The organism is Pseudoxanthobacter soli DSM 19599 (assembly GCF_900148505.1).
Classification (GTDB): Bacteria; Pseudomonadota; Alphaproteobacteria; order Rhizobiales; family Segnochrobactraceae; genus Pseudoxanthobacter; species Pseudoxanthobacter soli.
The window spans coordinates 49,077-68,150 of record NZ_FRXO01000003.1 but is presented as its reverse complement, the minus strand read 5'-3'; the positions used below and the strand labels follow the sequence as shown (position 1 = coordinate 68,150).

Below are 19,074 nucleotides of genomic sequence, written 5' to 3'. Positions count from 1 at the left end.
GTCACACGGCGTCGGGGTCCGGACCGCCGGGTCCGATGGGCTGCTTCAGAGAGGTGCGGCGATGATCATCGAGACCCCACGTCTTCGGCTGCGGCCGTGGACAGCCGGCGACATCGACCGCCTCGCTGCGCTCAATGCCGAGCCCGAAGTGAACGCCTGGCTCGGCGGACCGGGCCTCTCCCGCCATGACGCCGCGGTGCTGGCGCGCATCACCGGGCATTTCGACGAAAACGGCTGGGGGATCTGGCTCGTCGAAAGCCGGCAGTTCGAGCGTGGGCAGGTCGAGGGTGGGCAGGTCGAAAGTCGGCAGTTCGAAACCGGCGACGGTGCGTTTCTGGGCCTTGCCGGATTGCAGCCGGTGCGGCCGACACTGCCGCTCGCGCCGGCGACCGAGGCGGTGTGGCGCCTGCGCCGCGCGGCCTGGGGGCGGGGCTATGTCGTCGAGGCGATGACGGCGATCCTGACCGCGGCCGTTGCAGCCGGCGCGCCCGCGGATCTCGTGGCCCTCGTCGCCCGGCCCAACCTGCGCTCCGCCGCGACCGCCGGGCGCCTCGGCTTCCGGCACGATCCGGCGGCGGACTTCCTGCATCCCGATCTCGCGGCGGATCATCCGCTCAGGCCGCACCGGGTGTTCCGCCGGTCCGCGCTTGAGCATTAGCCGTTCAGATCGAAGGATCTGAACGACAAGGATATGCTCAAGCCTTTGAATATGGAGCGATTTCTTCTCCATCTGATGAGTCCATCAGATCGACAAGAAATCGCTCCTGGCTGACCGACGCGTCCCGGCCGGCCGTCAGCGGCGCGTCGAGGAGAGGATGCGCAGCACCAGCCACACCGGGATCACGATCACGGCACCGAGCAGCAGGTACTGCCCGAACCGCTCCACGGCCCCGAAGCCCATCGAGGCGATGTCGTGCACCGTCTGGCGCAGCCATTGGAAGATGTCCCATGGGCGGATGTCGAGGGCCGACAGGATCACGCCCACCACGAAGCACAGCACCAGAAGCTGAAGGGCCACGCGACCGGGCGATCCGCCGAGGAAGCGCGAGAGCGGGCCGTCTGCCATGGCGTAGCCTTTCCTGCGGTCGAAGGCCGGCGGGCGGCCGGCATCTCGCGCCCTACATATGCCATCGCGCGGCAAAACCGAAGCGGCCGGCGCCGTTATCCCCGGCCGGCCCCGCCCGTCGCGGCATCCTCACGCCCGCCAACCCACCCTCACGCCCGCCAAGGCGCGATGGCGGGCTTCCACATCGGGTAGGCGTTGATGTGCTCGTGGGTCCAGCCCTTCTTGTGAAGGATCGCGAGGATCTTGCTCGGGCCGGGATGGCCGGTCTGGCAATGCGCCTCGGCATAGCGGAACATCGAGAACATCGGTTCGAGATCGTCGTTGTTCACGGGGATCCTGGTGACCGATCGGGTGCGCGAGGCATAGCGGTCGAACGTCCCGCGCTCGGCGATGACGTCGTTGTAGAACATCTTGCGCTCCTTGGCCGTGTTGGACAGCGCGGGAGGTTCCGGCTCGACCGGAATGTGCATCGCGGCCGCGACCCAGAGAATGGTGTCCTTCGCCACCGTCAGGTTGCTGCGCGTCTGCTGCATCAGCTTCGCCATGCGCTCGATATAGGTGAAGATGTTGATGACGTCGTCGAGGGTGAGCGGTGTCGGCATGCGATCCTCCGGACATGGAAGCGCGCCGTCCTCCCGCTCCGGCTCGGGCCGCCTTCGGCGTCTCGGGCAGGCCATCGGCGGCGCGCGTCGGATTATGATTGGCCCCGTGATCATCATAACGACTTACGAACCGGCGGAAAGCAGAGCGTGACCGGGATTTCAGCCTCAGTCGGCCCTATCCGCGCGGCAGCAACGCCTCCAGCGCCTCGATCCGGTCGGCGTCGGAAGGGCGTTTGTCCCAGCGCAGCCGGGCGATGCGGGGGAAGCGCATGGCGAGCCCCGCCTTGTGACGCGGCGAGCGGTTCAGCCCCTCGAATGCCACCTCGAACACGAGCCCGGTCTCGGCGGTGTGGGTCACCTCCCGCACCGGGCCGAAGCGGTTGACGGTGTTCTCGCGCACGAATCGGTCGATCTGGCCGAGTTCGGCATCGGTGAAGCCGAAATAGGCCTTGCCGACCGGCACCAGCTCGTCGCCCCGCCAGACGCCGAAGGTATAGTCCGAATAGAACGACGAGCGCTTGCCGTGGCCGCGCTGGGCGTACATCAGCACGGCGTCGACATTGAACGGATCGCGCTTCCACTTGAACCACGGTCCCTTCGGCCTTCCGGCGAGATAGGGGCTGTCGGCGCGCTTCAGCATCACGCCCTCGACTGCGCCGGCATCGACGCCCGCCCCGGCGGAGGTGGGGTCCGCCCGTGCGGCGGCGAGCGCCTGCCAGTCGGCGAACGGCACCGTCGGGGAGAGGTCGATCATGTCCGAGCCGAGGCCGGCGACGAACATTTCCAGCCGCGCGCGCCGGGCTTCGAATGGGAGCGCGCGAAGATCCTCTCCACCGAGCGCCAGGAGATCATAGGCGCGTATTATGGGCGGAAAATCGCGCATCAGCGTGCGCGTGACCGTCTTTCGGTTGAGCCTCTGCTGCAGCACCGAGAACGGCGCGACGCGACCCTCGCGGCGGATCAGCAGCTCCCCGTCGATGGCGCCCTCGAAATCGAGCGCCGCGACGATCTCGGGAAAGGCGTTCGAGATGTCGTCGCCGGACCGGGAATAGAGCCGCGCGATCCGCCGTCCGCCGTCCGATCCCGCCACCGCCTGCACGCGGATCCCGTCCCATTTCCACTCGGCCCGGAAGGCCCCGGGATCGAGGGTTGCGAAGTCGGCCTCGTCCAGGGCATGGGCGAGCATCGGCGAGCGAAACGGCGCCCCGTCGGAGGCCTCCGGGCGCGGGCCGCGGCCTTCCAGCCAGGCGAACAGCGCGCCATAGGGTGGTTCCAGCCCGTGCCAGACCTCCTCCACCTCGTCCGGCGAGATACCGGCGCCGAGCCGCGCTACGGCGGTCTTGGCGAGCCGCGCCGAGACGCCGACGCGCAATCCGCCGGTGACGAGCTTCAGAAGCGCCCACCGTCCGGTCTCGTCGAGCCCGGCGAGCCAGTGATCGAGCAGTGCCGGCACGCCCGCCCGCGGTGTCGTGGCGAGGCCCTCGACGATCCCGGCGAGCGACGGCGGCTCCGGCCTTGCCGCCGCCTCGCCGTCCGTCCGGGCCGGCGCCGGCCACATCAGCGCCACCGTCTCCGACAGGTCGCCGACGAAATCGTAGGAGAGCGCGAACAGCACCGGGTCCAGCTTTTCCGCGGCCAGCGCCCGGATCGCGCCCGGCTTGGCGTGAGCGAAGCTCAGGGCGCCCGTGAGCGCGGCGAGCGCGAAACCCCGGTCCGGGTCCGGCGCCTCGGCGAGATAGGCGGTGATCAGCGCCAGCTTGCCGTTGCGGCGCGGCTGGTATGTCAGCTGGTCGAGCAGGCGGGCGAAGCGGTTCACGGCGTCGCCTCCGGCTCCCCGGCGTCCCCGGACGGCGGGGGCGGGAGCTCGTCCTCGCCGTCCTCCCGGCCGTAGTCGACGAGGCGCAGCGGCGTGGCATCGATGCCGCGGCCGGTACACCAGTGCACCAGCGCCGTTTCCTCGCCGTGGGTGACCCAGACCTCGCGCGCGCCGGTCTCTACGATGGTGGTGCAGAGGTCTTCCCAGTCGGCATGGTCGGAGATGACCAGCGGCAGCTCCACGCCGCGCATCCGGGCGTGGGCTCGCACCCGCATCCAGCCGCTGGCGAATGCCGAAACCGGATCGGCGAACCGGCCCGCCCAGCGGTCGCCCACCGCCTGGGGCGGGCAGAGCACGATCTCGCCGGCGAGTGGGTCTCGCGCCTTCAGGTCGACAGGCCTGAGGTCGCCGAGCGCGACTCCGAACGCCTCGTAGAGCGCGCAGATCGCCACCATCGCGCCGTGCAGGTGGATCGGCCGGTCGTAGCCGGCGGTGCGCAGCTCGGCGATCACGCGCTGGGCCTTGCCGAGGGTATAGGCCCCGACCAGATGGGCGCGCTCGGGGAACATCGCCTGCGAGGCCAGCAGCTTGGCGATCTCGTCACGGGCCTCCGGGTGGCGGAACACCGGCAGCGCGAAGGTGGCCTCGGTCACGAACAGGTCGCAGGGCACCACCTCGAACGGCAGGCAGGTCGGATCCGCCTGGCGCTTGTAGTCGCCCGACACCACGGCCCGCGCCCCGCCGGCCTCGATCAGGATCTGCGCCGAGCCGAGCACGTGCCCGGCCGGGAAGAACGTCACCGTCGCCTCGCCGATCCGCATCGGCTCGCCATAGCGCGCGGTGACGGTGCGGCGGGCGAAGGTGCGGCCGAGCCGGGCCGCCATGATCGCCAGCGTCTCGGCGGTCGCGACCACGGTGTCGTGACCGGCGCGCGCGTGATCGGAATGGCCGTGGGTGACGAGCGCCAGCTCCACGCCGCGCGCCGGGTCGATCATCGCCCCGGCCGGCGGCGCGGCAAGGCCGCCCGGCACCCGTGCGAGCAGATCGGACGGGCGCAGGCGACGGTCGGGGGAGGAGATGCCGAAAACTGCCATGATCGCCAGAGGTGGGGCTGCCGGGGGGAAAATGCCACACGCTGCCGTTCGGAAGCGAGCGCCTTCAACAACCGCACAGCCTGGAAAGCCGTTCCGGTGCGCACAGATCGCTCACACGGGTTGACGGCATAGGCACCGTATCTTGTACCATGCCGAGGCGTCTGCGTGCCGGCATCTCCGGCCGCGACAGTAAGGGCGGACCGGCAACAAACCGCGGGGCGGCGGTTAAGCCGGGAAGATCTTTCGGGGGAGAGATGGATGTGCGTTGGCTGATCTTCGGCGACAGTCACATTTCGGCGTTCCGCAGGGCGGCGGAACTCGGGTTGATCGACAGGCCGGCAGAGTTTCACGAGGTGCGCGGCGCGACCGCCATGGGCCTCACCAAGCTTGAAAGCGTCACGGGCGCGCGGCGGCAGTTCGAGGCGGCGCTGCTGCCGCCGCGACCTGGCGTCATTCCGGTGATGCAGCTCGGCGAGGTCGATTGCGGCTTCGTCATCTGGTACCGGGCCGAGAAATACGGCGTGCCGGTCGCAGACCAGATGGACGTCTCGATCACGAGCTATTTCGCCTTCGTCGATCGCGTCCTCGCGGCGGGCTATCCGAGCCTCGTCGTCACCGGGGCGACGGTGCCAACCATCCGCGACGGCCAGGACTGGGGCGAGGTCGCGCATCTCAGGCGCGAGGTGACCACCACGCTCGCCGAGCGGACCCGGCTGACGCTCGCCTACAACGAGCGCCTGCGGCAGGGTGCCGATGCGCGCGGGCTGCCGTTCGTGTGCATCGCCGATGCGGTGATCGATCCCGAGACGGGCACCGTCGCCGATCTCTATCGCCGCCGCGACCCGCGCAACCACCACCTCCATGCGAAGCGCGCGGGAGAAATCTGGGCGGCCTGTCTCAACCAGGTGGCGATCGCCGCGCGCGAGGCGGTTCCCGCCGGCTGAAAGCCGGCAGGACGCCTTTCGGTGACGCCCTCATATTTTTGCGAGTGTCCTGCGGTTGCCACGGTGGATGCCTATCTTCGGTTTCGGCCGGACGTGCCGGGATAAGGAAAGCGAGCAGCACAGCCATGACGCCCCAGGAACAGCAGTTGATCGCCGATCTGTTCGAACGCCTCGGCCGGGCCGACGGCCCGCGCGATCCGGAGGCCGAGCGTTTCATCGCCGAGCGCATGGCGGCCAATCCCGGCGCGGCCTACGCGATGGCACAGACCATCGTGGTGCAGGATCACGCGCTCAAGTCCGCCGAGGCGCGCATCTCCGGTCTTGAGAAGGAAATCGCGGCGGCGAAGGAGGCCGGTTCGCCGGCCAACCGGAGCGGCGGCAGCTTCGCGCCGTGGACGGCGGGCGACCTGCCCGCCGCGCGTGGCCCGCTGCCGGCGGCCGGCGGCCTGCCGCAGAGCCGCAATGCCGTGTCGAGCCAGCCGGTCGATCAGGGTGCCGCGCGCCTCGGCGCGGGTTCCGGCATGAACGCCGGCATGAACACCGGGATGAACGCTGGCATGAACCCGGGGATGGGTTCCGCCGCGGGGCCTGCCGGCTGGAGCGGCGGACCTTCCGTCGACGGGCGGCCGGCGACCAGCGTCCCCTCGTTCGGCGGACGGTCGTCGGGCATGGGCGGCTTCCTCTCCGGTGCCGGGCAGATCGCGCTCGGCGTCGTCGGCGGCGCGCTTCTGGCCGATGCCGCGCGCTCGATGTTCTCCGGCTTTGGCGGTGCCAGTCCGACCGAGGAGGTCGTGAACAACGAAACCATCATCGAGGAGCCGACCGCGGCCTCGCCCTGGGGCGATTCCGCGGGGGGCGATCAGGTGGCCGACGCCGGCCGCGACGGCGGCGTGTGGGGCAACGATGTCAACGCGCAGGATCCGGGCGCTCAAGACCCGGGCGCTCAAGACCTGGGCGCTCAAGACCCGGGTGCCCAGGATCCGAACGTTCAGGATGCCGGTTACGATGCCGGTCAGGACGATGGCGGCCAGGATCAGGGCTGGGACGCCGGCGGCGATCTCGGCGGCGGCGACGACAGCAGCTGGATCTGACGGCGGCTCGCCGGCGGCGATCCGGCCCGGCGGGGCCATCGGCCGGTGCGATGGCGATAGGCGAGGCGGCGCCAGGCCGCCTCAGCCGTTCCGTCAGCAGCGGGCTGCGAATCGCGCCGCAACGCGATCGCGCTTTGGCGCATGTCCCGTCGCGATCGGTTCGCTCTGAACGGCCAGGCTCTGGTCAAGCGGCAGGATATGATCAAGCCGCTGTGTCGCGATCATTTCTGGTCGATCCGATGATTTCGTCAGGCCGGAAAGCAGCCAGCGCCGGGTCCGCTCATTGCGGTGCGCGCACGCCGCCGGGCGGGATGATCTTGCGCTCCACGAGCTTGTAGAGCTTCTTGCGGGCATCGGCGATGGCGGCGGGCAGCACCTCCATCGCCGCCGTGGCGCTCATGCCCGGCTTGATCCGCTTGTCGTAGAGCGTGGTCACGATAAACCAGTCGAAGATGCCGAAACCGTCGACGTCGGAATAGTCGTTGTAGATGGAATAGGGCAGTTCCGAACTGTCGTTCACCGGGCCAAGACTCTGGGTGATCTCTTCGACCATGCAGTGCCGGAAGGCACGATAGCCTTCGTTGACGACGATGAAGACGATCGCCTTGTTGATCACGCCGGAATATTCGCCGCTGGCGAGCGCGGAGCAGTTGTTCTCTTCCATGAAGCTCGCGTCGGGCCGCTCGCCGACGATGGCCTTGACCATCGGCTGGTACTGGCTGCGATCGACGAGATAGACCGTCATGTTGGCTTTGTCGGCCGATTTGGTGACGCGGATCGGCAGGTTGGGCACCGTGCGGCGCAGGGTGTCGATGAATTTCACCACGAACGCGCGACGGTCGTCGAAGCGCGACTGGCTGACGATGCGCACATTGATCGGCCCGGCGAACTTGTGAACCTGCGCATTGGCCTCGACGGTGGCTTCCGGCCCTTCGCTGCCGAACACCGTGCGCATGAAGCCGTCGATGATTTCGTCGTCGGAAAAGGCCCAGGCGACTTCCTGCGGCGTCGGCGCCGCGCGCTTCTGCGGCGCGGCCTCGGCCGCGACGGCCTCCGGCGCCGCCGATGGCGCGAGCGGAGACATGAGCAGGCCAACCGCCAGCAACGGAATGGAAAAGGCGAAGGAAGGGCGGAACATCGCGGCCTCGAAAACGTGAAGGCCGCCATTCGACACTGCGGCTTGGCGCCTGACAATCCCGTTCCGGTGGAATGGTGAACGCGATTGCCTCGGCCGCGGCGGTATAACGCGATCAGACCGGCGACCGAAAACGATCAGGCCGACCTCGACCCGGGCAAAAACATGTCGCGGAAGGGATTATGACGGCGTGTTCAGCGTGTGACGGAAGGACATCGTCACGGCCTTCGGCATCGGGGAATTGGTGGAGCCGAGGGGAATCGAACCCCTGACCTCTGCAGTGCGATTGCAGCGCTCTCCCATCTGAGCTACGGCCCCGCCTTCGCCGAAGGCACGCGGATTTAGTGTGCCGGGATGCGACCTGTCAAGCGGGTCTCTCGTGCTGCCTGTGCAAGACGCCGCTTCCCGGTGGATTTCCGTGCATCCGCCCGGCTGAAGGGCCGTCGCGGCGCGCGGGCTGGGCCCCCGCAGGGGCGGGACGGACGCTCAGGACCGTTGCGTCGCCGACGCCCGGGGGGTCTTGCAGTCGCCGATCTTGGACGAGTCGCCGCCGAGATTCTCGATCATCCGCGTCAGGTAGGCGACGAAGCGGGCGACATCGTCGTCGTCGAGGCCTTCCGTGGCCTGGTCGCGCACCTGGCGGCCGACTTCGCGGATCTTGCGCACCACCGGCTCGGACTTCGGCGTCAGCCGCACGATCTTCGCCCGCCGGTCGGCCGGGTCGGGCTGGCGCTCGACGAGACCGGCCGCCTCCAGCCGGTCGAGATAGGACACGAGCGTCATCGGATCGATGTTCATGTATTCGGCCAGCACGCTCTGCCGCCGCCCTTCGAGCTTGGAGATGTGACCGAGGGTGCGGGCCTCGCCCGCCGTCAGGCCGAGACCCGCGGCCTCCGCTGCCGCGTCGAACTGGTTCCTGATCAGCCGTTGGGCATCGGACAAGAGAAAGCCCAGGGGCATTTCACGGGCGGAGGAGGTCGTCATGATGCCTTCCGTTTGCCGGCGCGTGCCGGTCGAGAGACCGCTCGTCCCGAGCGGATCCGAAGCCTATAATAAGGAACTGTTACAAATTACGATGAGCCACGTCAAAAACTGCTGTCGTCACAAGGGTGCAACCCTCCGGCGCGAGGATTGCATGGCCTGATGAACCGGTGCGCCGCACAAGCCCTTGCCCTTCGCCCGGCGATGGTTATATTGCGCCGCGAAACGAGGACAAGCGGGCGCGGCTGAGCTACGCCCGCTTTTTGGTGCTTCCAATGAACCTGCGCAACATCGCCATCATCGCTCACGTCGACCACGGCAAGACCACTCTGGTCGACAAGCTCCTGCAGCAGTCCGGTACGTTCCGCGACAACCAGCGCGTCGCCGAGCGGGCGATGGATTCCAACGATCTGGAACGCGAGCGCGGCATCACCATTCTCGCCAAGGTGACGTCGGTGTTCTGGGAAGAGACCCGGATCAACATCGTCGACACCCCCGGCCACGCCGATTTCGGCGGCGAGGTCGAGCGCATCCTGAACATGGTGGACGGCGCCATCATCCTCGTGGATGCGGCCGAAGGGCCGATGCCGCAGACCAAGTTCGTGTTGTCGAAGGCCCTGAAGATCGGTCTTCGCCCGATCGTGGCGATCAACAAGGTCGACAAGGCGGACGCCCGCATCGACGAAGTGCTGAACGAGATCTTCGATCTGTTCGCCGCTCTTGAGGCGACGCCCGAGCAGCTCGACTTCCCGGTGCTCTACGGCTCGGCCAAGGAAGGCTGGATGGCGGATGCTCCGGACGGTCCGAAGGAGAATGTCGGCCCGCTGCTCGATCTCGTCATCCGCCACGTTCCGCCGCCGCATGTCGAGGAAGGCCCGTTCCGCCTGCTGGCGACCACGGTGGAATCGAATCCCTATCTCGGCCGCATCCTGACCGGCCGCATCACCTCCGGCACCATCAAGCCGAACCAGGCCATCAAGGCGATGACCCGCGACGGCAAGCTGATCGAGAACGGTCGCGCCACCCAGGTGCTCGGCTTCCGCGGCCTTGAGCGCGTTCCCGTCGAGGAGGCCTCGGCCGGCGACATCGTCGCGCTGGCGGGACTCTCCACCGCGACGGTGGCCGATACGCTGTGCGATCCCTCGGTTGCCGAGGCGCTGCCCGCCCAGCCGATCGATCCGCCGACCCTGTCCATGACCTTCCGCATCAACGACGGTCCGCTCGCCGGCACCGAAGGCGACAAGGTGCAGAGCCGCGTCATTCGCGACCGCCTCATGAAGGAAGCCGAGGGCAACGTCGCGCTCAAGATTTCCGAAGGCCGCGACAAGGATTCCTACGAGGTCGCCGGCCGCGGCGAACTCCAGCTCGCCATCCTCATCGAGACCATGCGCCGCGAGGGCTTCGAGCTGACCGTTGGCCGTCCCCGCGTGGTGTTCGAGCGCGACGAGAACGGCAACCTGCTGGAGCCGATCGAGGAAGTCATCATCGACGTCGATGAGGAACATGCCGGCGCCGTGGTGTCGAAGCTGTCCGAGCGCCGCGCCGATATGATCGAGATGCGGCCTTCGGGCGGCGGGCGCATGCGCCTCGTGTTCCATGCCCCGACGCGCGGTCTCATCGGATACCAGTCGGAACTTCTGTCGGATACCCGCGGCACCGCCGTGTTCAACCGGCTGTTCCACGCCTACGCGCCGCATAAGGGCGAGATCCCCGGCCGGCGCACCGGCGCGCTGATCTCCAACTCGGCCGGCGAGGCGGTGGCCTACGCGCTGTGGAACCTCGAAGATCGCGGCCCGATGATGATCGAGCCGGGCTGGAAGGTCTACGAGGGCATGATCGTCGGCGAGCACACCCGCGGCAACGACCTCGAGGTCAACGTGCTGAAGGGCAAGAAGCTCTCCAACGTGCGCTCGAGCGGCAAGGACGAGATGATGATCCTGACGCCGCCGATCCGCATGACGCTGGAGCGCGCGCTCGCCTACATCCAGGACGACGAACTCGTCGAGGTGACCCCCGCCTCGATCCGCCTGCGCAAGGCGATCCTCGACCCCAACGACCGCAAGCGCGCCGAACGCGCCAAGGAAGCGGTCTGAGCAAGGAAGCGGTCTGAAACTGAAGCCGGCGCGCATCGCGCGCCGCCGCTGGCAGTCGAAGAGCATCGTAAGACCGGTCGCACCCGCGACCGGTCTTTTTTCGTAGGGCTCATGCCGGCGCTATCGATCACATTTTCGTGATCGATAGAGATTCTGCCGCGCGGCGACCCCCCGGATCCGTCTATGTCCGCGTTTGCGCAATCGGGATAGCGGCGATAATGCGTGTTCGTTTTTCCGCCAGCACGGCCGGACGTCCGGGCTGCGGGCACGAAGGCTGCCGGGAGCGGCCGGCCGCGGGTGAGAGTGCTGGGAAGCGCATTGCGTAACGGAACATGATCAGGAACGTTTTCCGTCTGCTGAAGCGGAAGTCTGCCGATGCCGTGCCCGCTCCGTCCGCGCATGTGCCGCCCGGCGAGGTCGTCTACGCCATCGGCGACATCCACGGCCGGGCCGACCTTCTGGCCGAGGTCGCGGACCTCATCGCCGCCGATGTCGCCGCCTCGCCCGACCTCAAGGCGACCACGGTTCTGCTCGGCGATTATGTGGATCGCGGCCCGGCCTCGGCGCAGGTGATCGAAACGCTCAGCCGGAGACAGTTCCCGACCGAGATCGTCCCTCTCAGGGGCAACCACGAGCAGGTGATGCTCGATTTCCTGTCCGATCCGGACGTGCTCGACCAGTGGGGCTCGTTCGGGGCGATCGAGACCATCGCCTCCTACGGCATGGACGCGCGGCTCGTGACCCGCGACAGCGATTACAGCCAGATCCGCGACGCCTTCGCGCTCTGCGTGCCGGCCTCCCATGTCGCCTTCCTCAGCAGCCTTCCCCATTTTCACGTCATCGGCGACTATTTCTTCTGTCACGCTGGCGTCCGGCCCGGCATCCCGCTCCACCTGCAGGCCGAGGAAGACCTGATCTGGATCCGCGAGCCGTTCCTCAATTCCGACGAACGGTTCGAGAAGATGATCGTCCACGGCCACACCCCCCAGGGCCGGGCCGAGTTTCTGCACAACCGCATCAATATCGACACCCGCGCCTACCAGAGCGGCCGGCTGACATGCCTGCGGCTCGAAGAGGGCGACGCACGCCTTCTGACGCCGGCCGTCTGAGCCGCGCGGTCTCTTAGAGCGCTTTCCGATCTGACGGAATCGTCAGATCGACAAGAATTCGCGCCAGATTCAAAGGGTTGAGCATATCCTCGTCGTTCAGAACGGTTCGATCTGAACGGGATATGCTCTAGTGCCGGTGCGGCGATTCGGCCGCCGCCCGCCGTTGCGCGGGCGTGAATATGTCTTCCCGAAAGCCATATCCGCGGGGCATGATCCCGCCGGCGGTATGCCCGGCGGGGGGCCGGCATTCCTGTCCCTGGAGTGTCTTGCGAGCGGATGCCATCATCTGATCGACAAGGAAGTGCTCCAGATTCAGGCGCTTGAGCGTATCCTTGCCGTCCGGCTCGCCTCGATCCGGACGGGATATCGCCGGGGGGATGTCGATGAGCTTTTCCATGTCGAGGCGGCCGCCTGCCGGCCCGCAGAAGGGCGGGTCCGTTGGAACGCTGGTGCGCAGGGTGCTCACGGCGTGCCGCTCGGCGCTCGTCTCCATCGCGCTCCTCAGCGGCGTCATCAACGTCCTCTACCTCACCGGCTCGTTCTTCATGCTGGAGGTCTACGACCGGGTGCTGCCGAGCCGCAGCGTGCCGACCCTCGTCGGCCTCGGCCTGCTCGCGGCGATGCTGTTCGCGTTCCAGGGCGTGCTCGACCTCATCCGCGGGCGGATGCTGGTGCGGATCGGCGGGGTGTTCGACGAGAGCGTCTCCGGCCCGATGTTCCAGGCGATGATGCGCGCGCCGCTCGTCGCCAAGGGAAGCGAGGCCGGGGCGGCGCTCCGCGACGCCGACCAGATCCGCTCCTTCATCTCCTCCGGCGGTCCGGTGGCGCTGTTCGACCTGCCGTGGATGCCGCTCTATGTCGGCATCTGCTTCCTGTTCCATCCCCTGATCGGCATCGCCGCGCTGGTCGGCGCGCTCATCCTCATCGTCACCACCATCCTGACCGAGGTGATGACGCGCACGCCGATGCGCGATGCCGTGCGCTTCGCCGGCCGCCGCGCCAGCCTCGCCGAGGCCGCCCGCCGCAATGCCGAAACCGTCCACGCGCTCGGCATGGGCGGGCGCATCGAGCGGCTGTGGAGCCGGATCAACGCGGACTACATGCGCTCCCACCAGAAGGCGTCCGACGTCTCCGGCGGCTTCGGCTCGTTCTCCAAGGTAATGCGGATGATGGTGCAGTCCGGCGTGCTCGCCGTCGGCGCCTTCCTCGTCATCCGCCAGGACGCCACGGCCGGCATCATCATCGCGAGCTCGATCCTGTCGGCGCGCTCGCTCGCGCCCGTGGAACTCGCGGTGGCGAACTGGAAGAACTTCCAGGCTGCGCGCCTGTCGTGGCGGCGTCTCAACGATCTGCTGGCCGCCTTCCCGGAGCGCGAGGAGCCGCTCGCCCTGCCGGCGCCGCAGGCCTCGCTCGCCGTCGAAGGCATTTCGGTCGTCCCGACCGGCGGCCGCGCCATCGTGCTGCACGAGATCGCGTTCGGCCTCAAGGCCGGCTCCGGCCTCGGCGTGATCGGGCCGAGCGGATCGGGCAAGTCGACGCTGGCGCGCGCCCTTGTCGGCATCTGGCGTCCGGTCGCCGGCAAGGTCCGCATCGACGGCGCCGCCCTCGACCAGTGGTCGCCCGATTCCCTCGGCCGCCATGTCGGCTACCTGCCTCAGGACGTGGTGCTGTTCGACGGCACGGTGGCGGAGAACATCGCCCGCTTCGACGAGACCCCGGATGCCGAGGCCGTGGTCGCCGCCGCCAAGGCGGCCGGGGTCCACGATCTCATCGTGCGCCTGCCCCAGGGCTACGACACCCCGGTCGGCGAAGGCGGCGAGGCGCTGTCCGGCGGCCAGCGCCAGCGCGTCGGGCTCGCCCGCGCGCTCTATCGCGATCCCTTCCTCGTGGTGCTGGACGAGCCGAACGCCCACCTCGACAGCGCCGGCGAGGAAGCGCTGGTGCGCGCCATCGCCTCGGTGCGCGCGCGCGGCGGCATCGTGGTGATCGGTGCCCACCGACCGAGCGCGCTGTCCGAGGTCGACCACATGCTGGTGCTGTCCGAAGGCCGGCAGCAGATCTTCGGCCCCCGCGACGAGGTGCTGGCCAAGCTGCGCGCCGGCATCCGCCCGGCGCCGCCCCCGCATCCGATGCCGCAGCGCCCGGCGCCCGCCGGCGCCGCCGCTGTCCGTCCCGCCCAGGGCGGTGTTGCGGGCGGCATGACCGGTGGTATGTCCGGTGGCATGTCGGCTGGAATGTCGGCGGGGATGTCGGGAAGCATCACGGCGACCGCGGGCGCAGCCTCCCCGGCGATCTTCCAGGTCGTGTCCGAGCCGAAGAAGGAGGGCTGAGCCATGGCGAGATCAGGCAAGGCGACATCCGGCAATCCGGCCCGCGGCGGCAATCCGGCCCCCGGCGCGAGCCCGGCCCGCCGTTCTCTGCGCCGCCACGGCGTCATCGGCGGCGTGCTGATGGTGCTGCTGGTGTTCGGCGTCGGCGGGTGGGCGACGGCGACGGAAATCTCAGGCGCCATCATCGCCGAGGGCGTGCTGGTGGTGAACTCCAACGTCAAGAAGGTGCAGCACCCGACCGGCGGCGTCGTGGCGGCGCTCAATGTCGACGACGGCGATCACGTCACCGCCGGCGAGGTGATCGTGCGCCTCGACGACACCAAGGCGAAGGCGCAGCTCGCCCTCGTCAGCAAGAATCTGGACGAGATGCTGGCCCGGCAGGCCCGGCTCGAGGCGGAGCGCGAGGGCGCGGACACCATCACCTTCCCCGAAAGCCTCACCAGCCGGGCGAACGAGCCCGAGGTCGCGCGGCTGATCGCCTCCGAAACCAAGCTGTTCGAGCTGCGACGCTCCGCCCGCGAAGGCCAGAAGGCGCAGCTCGCCGAGCGCGTCGCCCAGCTCGAGCAGCAGATCGTCGGCCTCGAGGAGCAGAGTGAGGCCAAGGACCGCGAACTCGATCTGATCAGCCAGGAACTGGAAGGCGTGCAGTCGCTGTGGAAGCAGCGGCTGGTCCAGTTCACCCGCGTGGTGTCGCTGCAGCGCGATCAGGCCCGGATCCAGGGCGAGCGCGGCGACCTAATCGCCTCCATCGCCACCGCCAAGGGCAAGATCGCCGAGATCAACCTCCAGACCATCCAGGTCGACCAGGACATGCGCTCGGACGTCGCCAAGGAGCTGTCGGACGTGCGCTCCGAAATCAGCAAGCTCGTCGAGCAGCGCATCGCGGCGAAGGACGAACTGTCGCGAATCGACATCCGCGCGCCCCAGGACGGCATCGTCCACGAGCTCTCCGTCCACACCGTCGGCGGCGTGGTCGGGGCGGGCGAGCAGATGATGCTGATCGTGCCGACCTCCGACGCGCTCAGCGTCGATGCCAAGATCGCGCCCCAGGACATCGACCAGATTCGCGGCGGCCTGCCGGCCAACCTGCGCTTCACCGCGTTCAACATGCGCACCACGCCGGAAATCGAGGGCCGCGTGGAGCGCGTCTCCCCCGATCTCATCGAGAATCCGAAGAACGGCAGCGCCTATTTCTCGGTCCGCATCTCGATCCCGCCCGACCAGCTCAAGAAGCTCGGCGACCTCAAGCTCGTCGCGGGCATGCCGGTCGAGGTGTTCATCCGCACCGACGACCGCACCGTGCTGTCCTATCTGATCAAGCCGTTGCACGACCAGATCGAGCGGGCGTTCCGCGAAAGCTGAGGCCGGTCCCGGCGATCAGGTCGCTTCGGTCCGGGCGGGATATGGTCTAGAACGGCGGAACCCCGCCGCCGTCCGGCCCCATGCCGAAGGGGCCGCCATAACCAAGACCGCCATGATCGAGGCCGCTATGACCGAGACCGCCGCCCGCCCGCTCCGCGTCGTCATGCTCGACCGCGAGACCATCTCGCCGGAAACGGTCCTGCGGCCGCAGGCCTTCCCGCATGAGCTCGTCGTCTACCAGCGCACCGCCCGCGACGAGGTGGCGGCGCGCATCGCCGATGCCGACATCGTGGTCACCAACAAGGTGCCCGTGCGTGCCGATGCGCTCGAAGGTGCCGCCCGGCTGAAGCTGATCGCGGTCGCCGCCACCGGCACCGACGTGATCGACCTCGCCGCCTGCACCGCACGCGGCATCACGGTTTCCAACATTCGCGGCTACGCCGTTCACACCGTGCCGGAGCACACCTTCGCGCTGATCTTCGCACTGCGCCGCTCGATCACCGCCTATCTGGAGGCGGTTCGGCGCGGCCGCTGGCAGGAAGCCGGCCAGTTCTGCTTCTTCGACTATCCGATCCGCGATCTCGCCGGCTCCACCCTCGGCATCATCGGCGACGGTTCGCTCGGCCGCTCGGTCGCCCGCGTCGGCGAGGCGCTCGGCATGAAGGTGCTGTTCGCCGCCCACAAGGGCCGCACCGGCATGGGTTCGCTCTACACCCCGTTCGAGGACCTGCTGCGGACGAGCGACATCATCACCCTGCACGCGCCGCTGCGCCCGGCGACGCGCAACATGATCGGCGCGGCCGAATTCGCGCTGATGGAGCGCCGGCCGCTCCTCATCAACACCGGGCGCGGCGGGCTCGTCGACGAGGTCGCCCTCGGCGAGGCGCTGCGCTCCGGCCAGATCGGCGGCGCGGGCTTCGACGTCGCGACCGCGGAGCCGCCGCCGGCCGACCACCCGCTGATGGGGCTGCTCGACCTGCCGAACTTCATCCTCACCCCGCATGTGGCATGGGCGAGCCGCGAGGCGATCCAGAGCCTCGCCGACCAGCTCGTCGACATCATCGACGCCTTCCAGCGCGGCGAGAAGCGCAACGTCGTCAATTGAGACGGTGTGAGGTTGAGATGGCGCCAGCCTGAGACGGGGCTGGCGCTGCCCGCGTTCAGGCGGGATCGCCGGCGAGCCTGCAGACGTCGATCCACGCCGCGCCGGTGATCTCCGCCATCCGCGCCGGGGCGATCCTGAGCGCGCTGTTGGTGGAGCCGGCGGCGGGCACCACCTCGTCGAACGCCTTGAGCGAGACGTCGCAATAGATGTCGAGCGGCGTCGCGAGCCCGAACGGGCACACCCCTCCGACCGGATGGCCGGTCAGCGCCGCCACCTCCTCGGCGTCGAGCATCCTTGGCTTGGCGCCGAAGGCCGCCTTCACCTTCCTGTTGTCGAGGCGGGCGTCGCCGCGCGCGACCACCAGCACCACCCGGTCGCCGACTCTGAGCGACAGCGTCTTGGCGATCTGCGCCGATTCGACGCCGTGGGCGGCGGCCGCGTCGGCGACGGTGGCGCTGGAGGCTTCCGTGACGATCACGGCGATGTCGGGGGCCTTCTCGGCGAGGAAGGCGCGGACCGATTCGAGGCTCATGGGGGCACGCTCGCAGGTTTCCCTGAGCATGTCCCGTTCAAATCGAACCGATCTGAACGACCAGGATATGCTCAAGCTTTTGAATCTGGAGTGATTTCGTGTCGATCGGATGATTCCATCCGATCGGAAAGCACTCTCTAAGCCCGCGAAGCTGCCACCGAATGCCGGCGATGCAAACCGCCGAGCGCATCCCCGGCGGCCGATTTCATCCGGCCTGTGATCCCGCATGAAAAAAGGCCCGCCCGCCCGGGGAGGCGGCGGGCCGTGGCGGTGAAACGCCGATCGGATCAGTCCTCGTCGGCCGCGAGCTGCGACAGCACCGCCCCGCGTCCACGGGCTCGCAGGATCAGCGGCACGATGATCGCCGCCGCCGCGAGCGCGAGGATCACGGCCGCGATCGGCGAGGTCACGAGCACCGTCGGATCGCCCTGGCTGATGGCAAGGGCGCGCCTCAGTTGCTGCTCGGCCATCGGGCCGAGGATGAGGCCGACCACCACCGGCGCGATCGGATAGTGGAACCGCCGCAGAACGAAGCCCAGCAGGCCGAACGCCAGCAACATGCCGAGTTCGAACACGGATGGGTTGGCGCCGATGGTGCCGAGGCTCGCGAACACCAGGATGCCGCCATAGAGCCACGGCCGCGGGATCGACAGCAGCCGCACCCAGAGCCCGATCAGCGGCAGGTTCAGCACCAGCAGCATCAGGTTGGCGATCAGCAGGCTCGCGATCAGGCCCCAGACGAGCTGCGACGAGGTCGTGAACAAGAGCGGGCCGGGCTGCAGGCCATATTGCTGGAAGCCCGCCAGCATGATCGCCGCCGTCGCCGTGGTCGGCAGGCCGAGGGTGAGCAGCGGCACCAGCGTGCCGGCCGCCGAGGCGTTGTTGGCCGCCTCGGGCCCCGCGACGCCCTCGATGGCGCCGTGGCCGAACTCCTCCGGGTGCTTCGTCAGCCGCTGTTCGGTCGCATAGGACAGGAAGGTGCCGATCTCCGCTCCGCCCGCCGGCATGGCGCCGATGGGAAAGCCGATCACCGTGCCGCGCAGCCACGGCTTCCACGACCGCTTCCAGTCCTCGCGGTTCATCCAGATCGAGCCCTTGACCGGTTCGATCTTGTCCGGCGCGCGCTTGCCGGCGGCGGCGACGCTGAGGCTCTCGCCGATGGCGAACAGCGCGACCGCGAGCGTCGTCACCTCGACGCCGTCGAGCAGGTCCGGCACGCCGAACGCCAGCCGCGCCTGTCCCGTCTGCAGGTCGATGCCGATCAGCCCGAGCGTCAGCCCGAGGCCGAGCGAGGTCAGGCCGCGCAGGGTGGAATCGCCGAAGGCGGCCGAAACCGTCATGAAGGCGAGCACCATCAGCGCGAAGTAATCCGCCGGGCCGAACGAGAGGGCGAACTTCACCACCCAGGGCGCGATGAAGGCGAGCCCGATGGTGGCGATCAGCCCGGCCACGAACGAGCCGATGGCGGCGGTGGCGAGCGCCGGGCCGCCGCGTCCGGCCCGGGCCATCTTGTTGCCCTCGAGCGCCGTGACGATCGAGGCGCTTTCCCCGGGCGTGTTGAGCAGGATCGACGTGGTCGAGCCGCCATACATGCCACCGTAGTAGATGCCCGCGAACATGATGAGCGAGCCGGCGGGGTCGAGCTTGTAGGTGACGGGCAGCAGCAGCGCGACCGTCAGCGCCGGCCCGATGCCGGGCAGCACGCCGACGGCGGTGCCGAGCGTCACCCCGATCAGCGCGTAGAGCAGGTTGACGGGCTGGAGCGCGACCAGGATGCCGTCGAAGAGCAGGCCGAAGGTGTCCATGGGCGTTGC

General features: G+C 68.6%; 17 protein-coding genes and 1 tRNA gene. 8 read left to right on the top strand and 10 right to left on the bottom strand.

Features of this window, described 5'->3' with window-relative positions; genetic code table 11:
- Positions 1 to 61 precede the first annotated feature (61 nt).
- Positions 62 to 658, top strand: a complete 597-nt coding sequence (locus BUF17_RS07960; RefSeq protein ID WP_073627429.1) for a GNAT family N-acetyltransferase — start codon at positions 62 to 64, stop codon at positions 656 to 658.
- A gap of 135 nt (positions 659 to 793) precedes the next feature.
- On the opposite strand, the gene BUF17_RS07955 is transcribed toward BUF17_RS07960, so the two are convergent.
- From BUF17_RS07955 to BUF17_RS07940, 4 genes are all read right to left on the bottom strand, one after another.
- Positions 794 to 1,066, bottom strand: a complete 273-nt coding sequence (locus tag BUF17_RS07955; protein WP_073627427.1) for a DUF6460 domain-containing protein — start codon at positions 1,064 to 1,066, stop codon at positions 794 to 796.
- 149 nt (positions 1,067 to 1,215) lie between these two features.
- Positions 1,216 to 1,668, bottom strand: coding sequence for a hypothetical protein (locus tag BUF17_RS07950; RefSeq protein ID WP_073627425.1), 453 nt, complete (start codon positions 1,666 to 1,668; stop codon positions 1,216 to 1,218).
- A gap of 175 nt (positions 1,669 to 1,843) precedes the next feature.
- On the bottom strand, positions 1,844 to 3,484 hold the full coding sequence (locus BUF17_RS07945) for a cisplatin damage response ATP-dependent DNA ligase (RefSeq protein WP_073627423.1): 1,641 nt from the start codon (positions 3,482 to 3,484) through the stop codon (positions 1,844 to 1,846).
- On the bottom strand, positions 3,481 to 4,578 hold the full coding sequence (locus BUF17_RS07940; RefSeq protein ID WP_073627421.1) for a ligase-associated DNA damage response exonuclease: 1,098 nt from the start codon (positions 4,576 to 4,578) through the stop codon (positions 3,481 to 3,483). Before BUF17_RS07940 ends, BUF17_RS07945 begins: the two co-directional genes overlap by 4 nt.
- 260 nt (positions 4,579 to 4,838) lie before the next feature.
- On the opposite strand from BUF17_RS07940, the gene BUF17_RS07935 reads away from it, so the two are divergent.
- Positions 4,839 to 5,522: an SGNH/GDSL hydrolase family protein gene (locus BUF17_RS07935; protein ID WP_073628187.1), complete on the top strand. Its 684-nt coding sequence runs from the start codon at positions 4,839 to 4,841 to the stop codon at positions 5,520 to 5,522.
- Between the two features lie 125 nt (positions 5,523 to 5,647).
- Positions 5,648 to 6,613, top strand: coding sequence for a DUF2076 domain-containing protein (locus tag BUF17_RS07930; RefSeq protein ID WP_073627419.1), 966 nt, complete (start codon positions 5,648 to 5,650; stop codon positions 6,611 to 6,613).
- A gap of 280 nt (positions 6,614 to 6,893) precedes the next feature.
- Here BUF17_RS07930 and BUF17_RS07925 read toward each other — a convergent pair whose 3' ends face one another.
- From BUF17_RS07925 to BUF17_RS07915, 3 genes are all read right to left on the bottom strand, one after another.
- A complete protein-coding gene (locus BUF17_RS07925) occupies positions 6,894 to 7,751 on the bottom strand; it encodes a DUF2927 domain-containing protein (protein ID WP_139282463.1) in 858 nt (285 codons plus the stop codon).
- Positions 7,752 to 7,990: 239 nt separating this feature from the next.
- Positions 7,991 to 8,066 (bottom strand) — tRNA-Ala (locus tag BUF17_RS07920).
- Between the two features lie 168 nt (positions 8,067 to 8,234).
- Entirely contained in the window at positions 8,235 to 8,732 is a 498-nt protein-coding gene (locus BUF17_RS07915; protein WP_073627415.1) for a MarR family winged helix-turn-helix transcriptional regulator, read from the bottom strand.
- A 272-nt stretch (positions 8,733 to 9,004) separates the two neighbouring features.
- Here BUF17_RS07915 and typA point away from each other — a divergent pair, with 272 nt between their 5' ends.
- Both typA and BUF17_RS07905 read left to right on the top strand, forming a co-directional pair.
- Entirely contained in the window at positions 9,005 to 10,822 is a 1,818-nt protein-coding gene (gene typA / locus BUF17_RS07910) for a translational GTPase TypA (RefSeq protein ID WP_073627413.1), read from the top strand.
- Between the two features lie 332 nt (positions 10,823 to 11,154).
- Positions 11,155 to 11,931: a metallophosphoesterase family protein gene (locus BUF17_RS07905; protein ID WP_073627411.1), complete on the top strand. Its 777-nt coding sequence runs from the start codon at positions 11,155 to 11,157 to the stop codon at positions 11,929 to 11,931.
- A gap of 127 nt (positions 11,932 to 12,058) precedes the next feature.
- Here BUF17_RS07905 and BUF17_RS07900 read toward each other — a convergent pair whose 3' ends face one another.
- Entirely contained in the window at positions 12,059 to 12,328 is a 270-nt protein-coding gene (locus tag BUF17_RS07900) for a hypothetical protein (protein ID WP_084564279.1), read from the bottom strand.
- Between BUF17_RS07900 and BUF17_RS07895 the strand changes: the two genes are divergently transcribed.
- The 3 genes from BUF17_RS07895 to BUF17_RS07885 all read left to right on the top strand — a co-directional run bounded on the left by BUF17_RS07895 (position 12,327) and on the right by BUF17_RS07885 (position 16,728).
- A complete protein-coding gene (locus BUF17_RS07895; RefSeq protein WP_084564277.1) occupies positions 12,327 to 14,261 on the top strand; it encodes a type I secretion system permease/ATPase in 1,935 nt (644 codons plus the stop codon). The two genes, BUF17_RS07900 and BUF17_RS07895, sit on opposite strands and share 2 nt — an antisense overlap.
- Before the next feature lie 3 nt (positions 14,262 to 14,264).
- Complete coding sequence (locus BUF17_RS07890) at positions 14,265 to 15,623, top strand: HlyD family type I secretion periplasmic adaptor subunit (RefSeq protein ID WP_084564275.1); 1,359 nt, start codon at positions 14,265 to 14,267, stop codon at positions 15,621 to 15,623.
- 112 nt (positions 15,624 to 15,735) lie between these two features.
- The gene (locus BUF17_RS07885; protein ID WP_244530816.1) at positions 15,736 to 16,728 is read left to right on the top strand and encodes a D-2-hydroxyacid dehydrogenase; all 993 of its coding nucleotides are present in this window, start codon (positions 15,736 to 15,738) and stop codon (positions 16,726 to 16,728) included.
- A 55-nt stretch (positions 16,729 to 16,783) separates the two neighbouring features.
- Here BUF17_RS07885 and BUF17_RS07880 read toward each other — a convergent pair whose 3' ends face one another.
- Both BUF17_RS07880 and BUF17_RS07875 read right to left on the bottom strand, forming a co-directional pair.
- Entirely contained in the window at positions 16,784 to 17,260 is a 477-nt protein-coding gene (locus BUF17_RS07880; RefSeq protein ID WP_073627405.1) for a YbaK/EbsC family protein, read from the bottom strand.
- Positions 17,261 to 17,547: 287 nt separating this feature from the next.
- Complete coding sequence (locus BUF17_RS07875) at positions 17,548 to 19,065, bottom strand: tripartite tricarboxylate transporter permease (RefSeq protein ID WP_073627403.1); 1,518 nt, start codon at positions 19,063 to 19,065, stop codon at positions 17,548 to 17,550.
- Between the last annotated feature and the right edge of the window lie 9 nt (positions 19,066 to 19,074).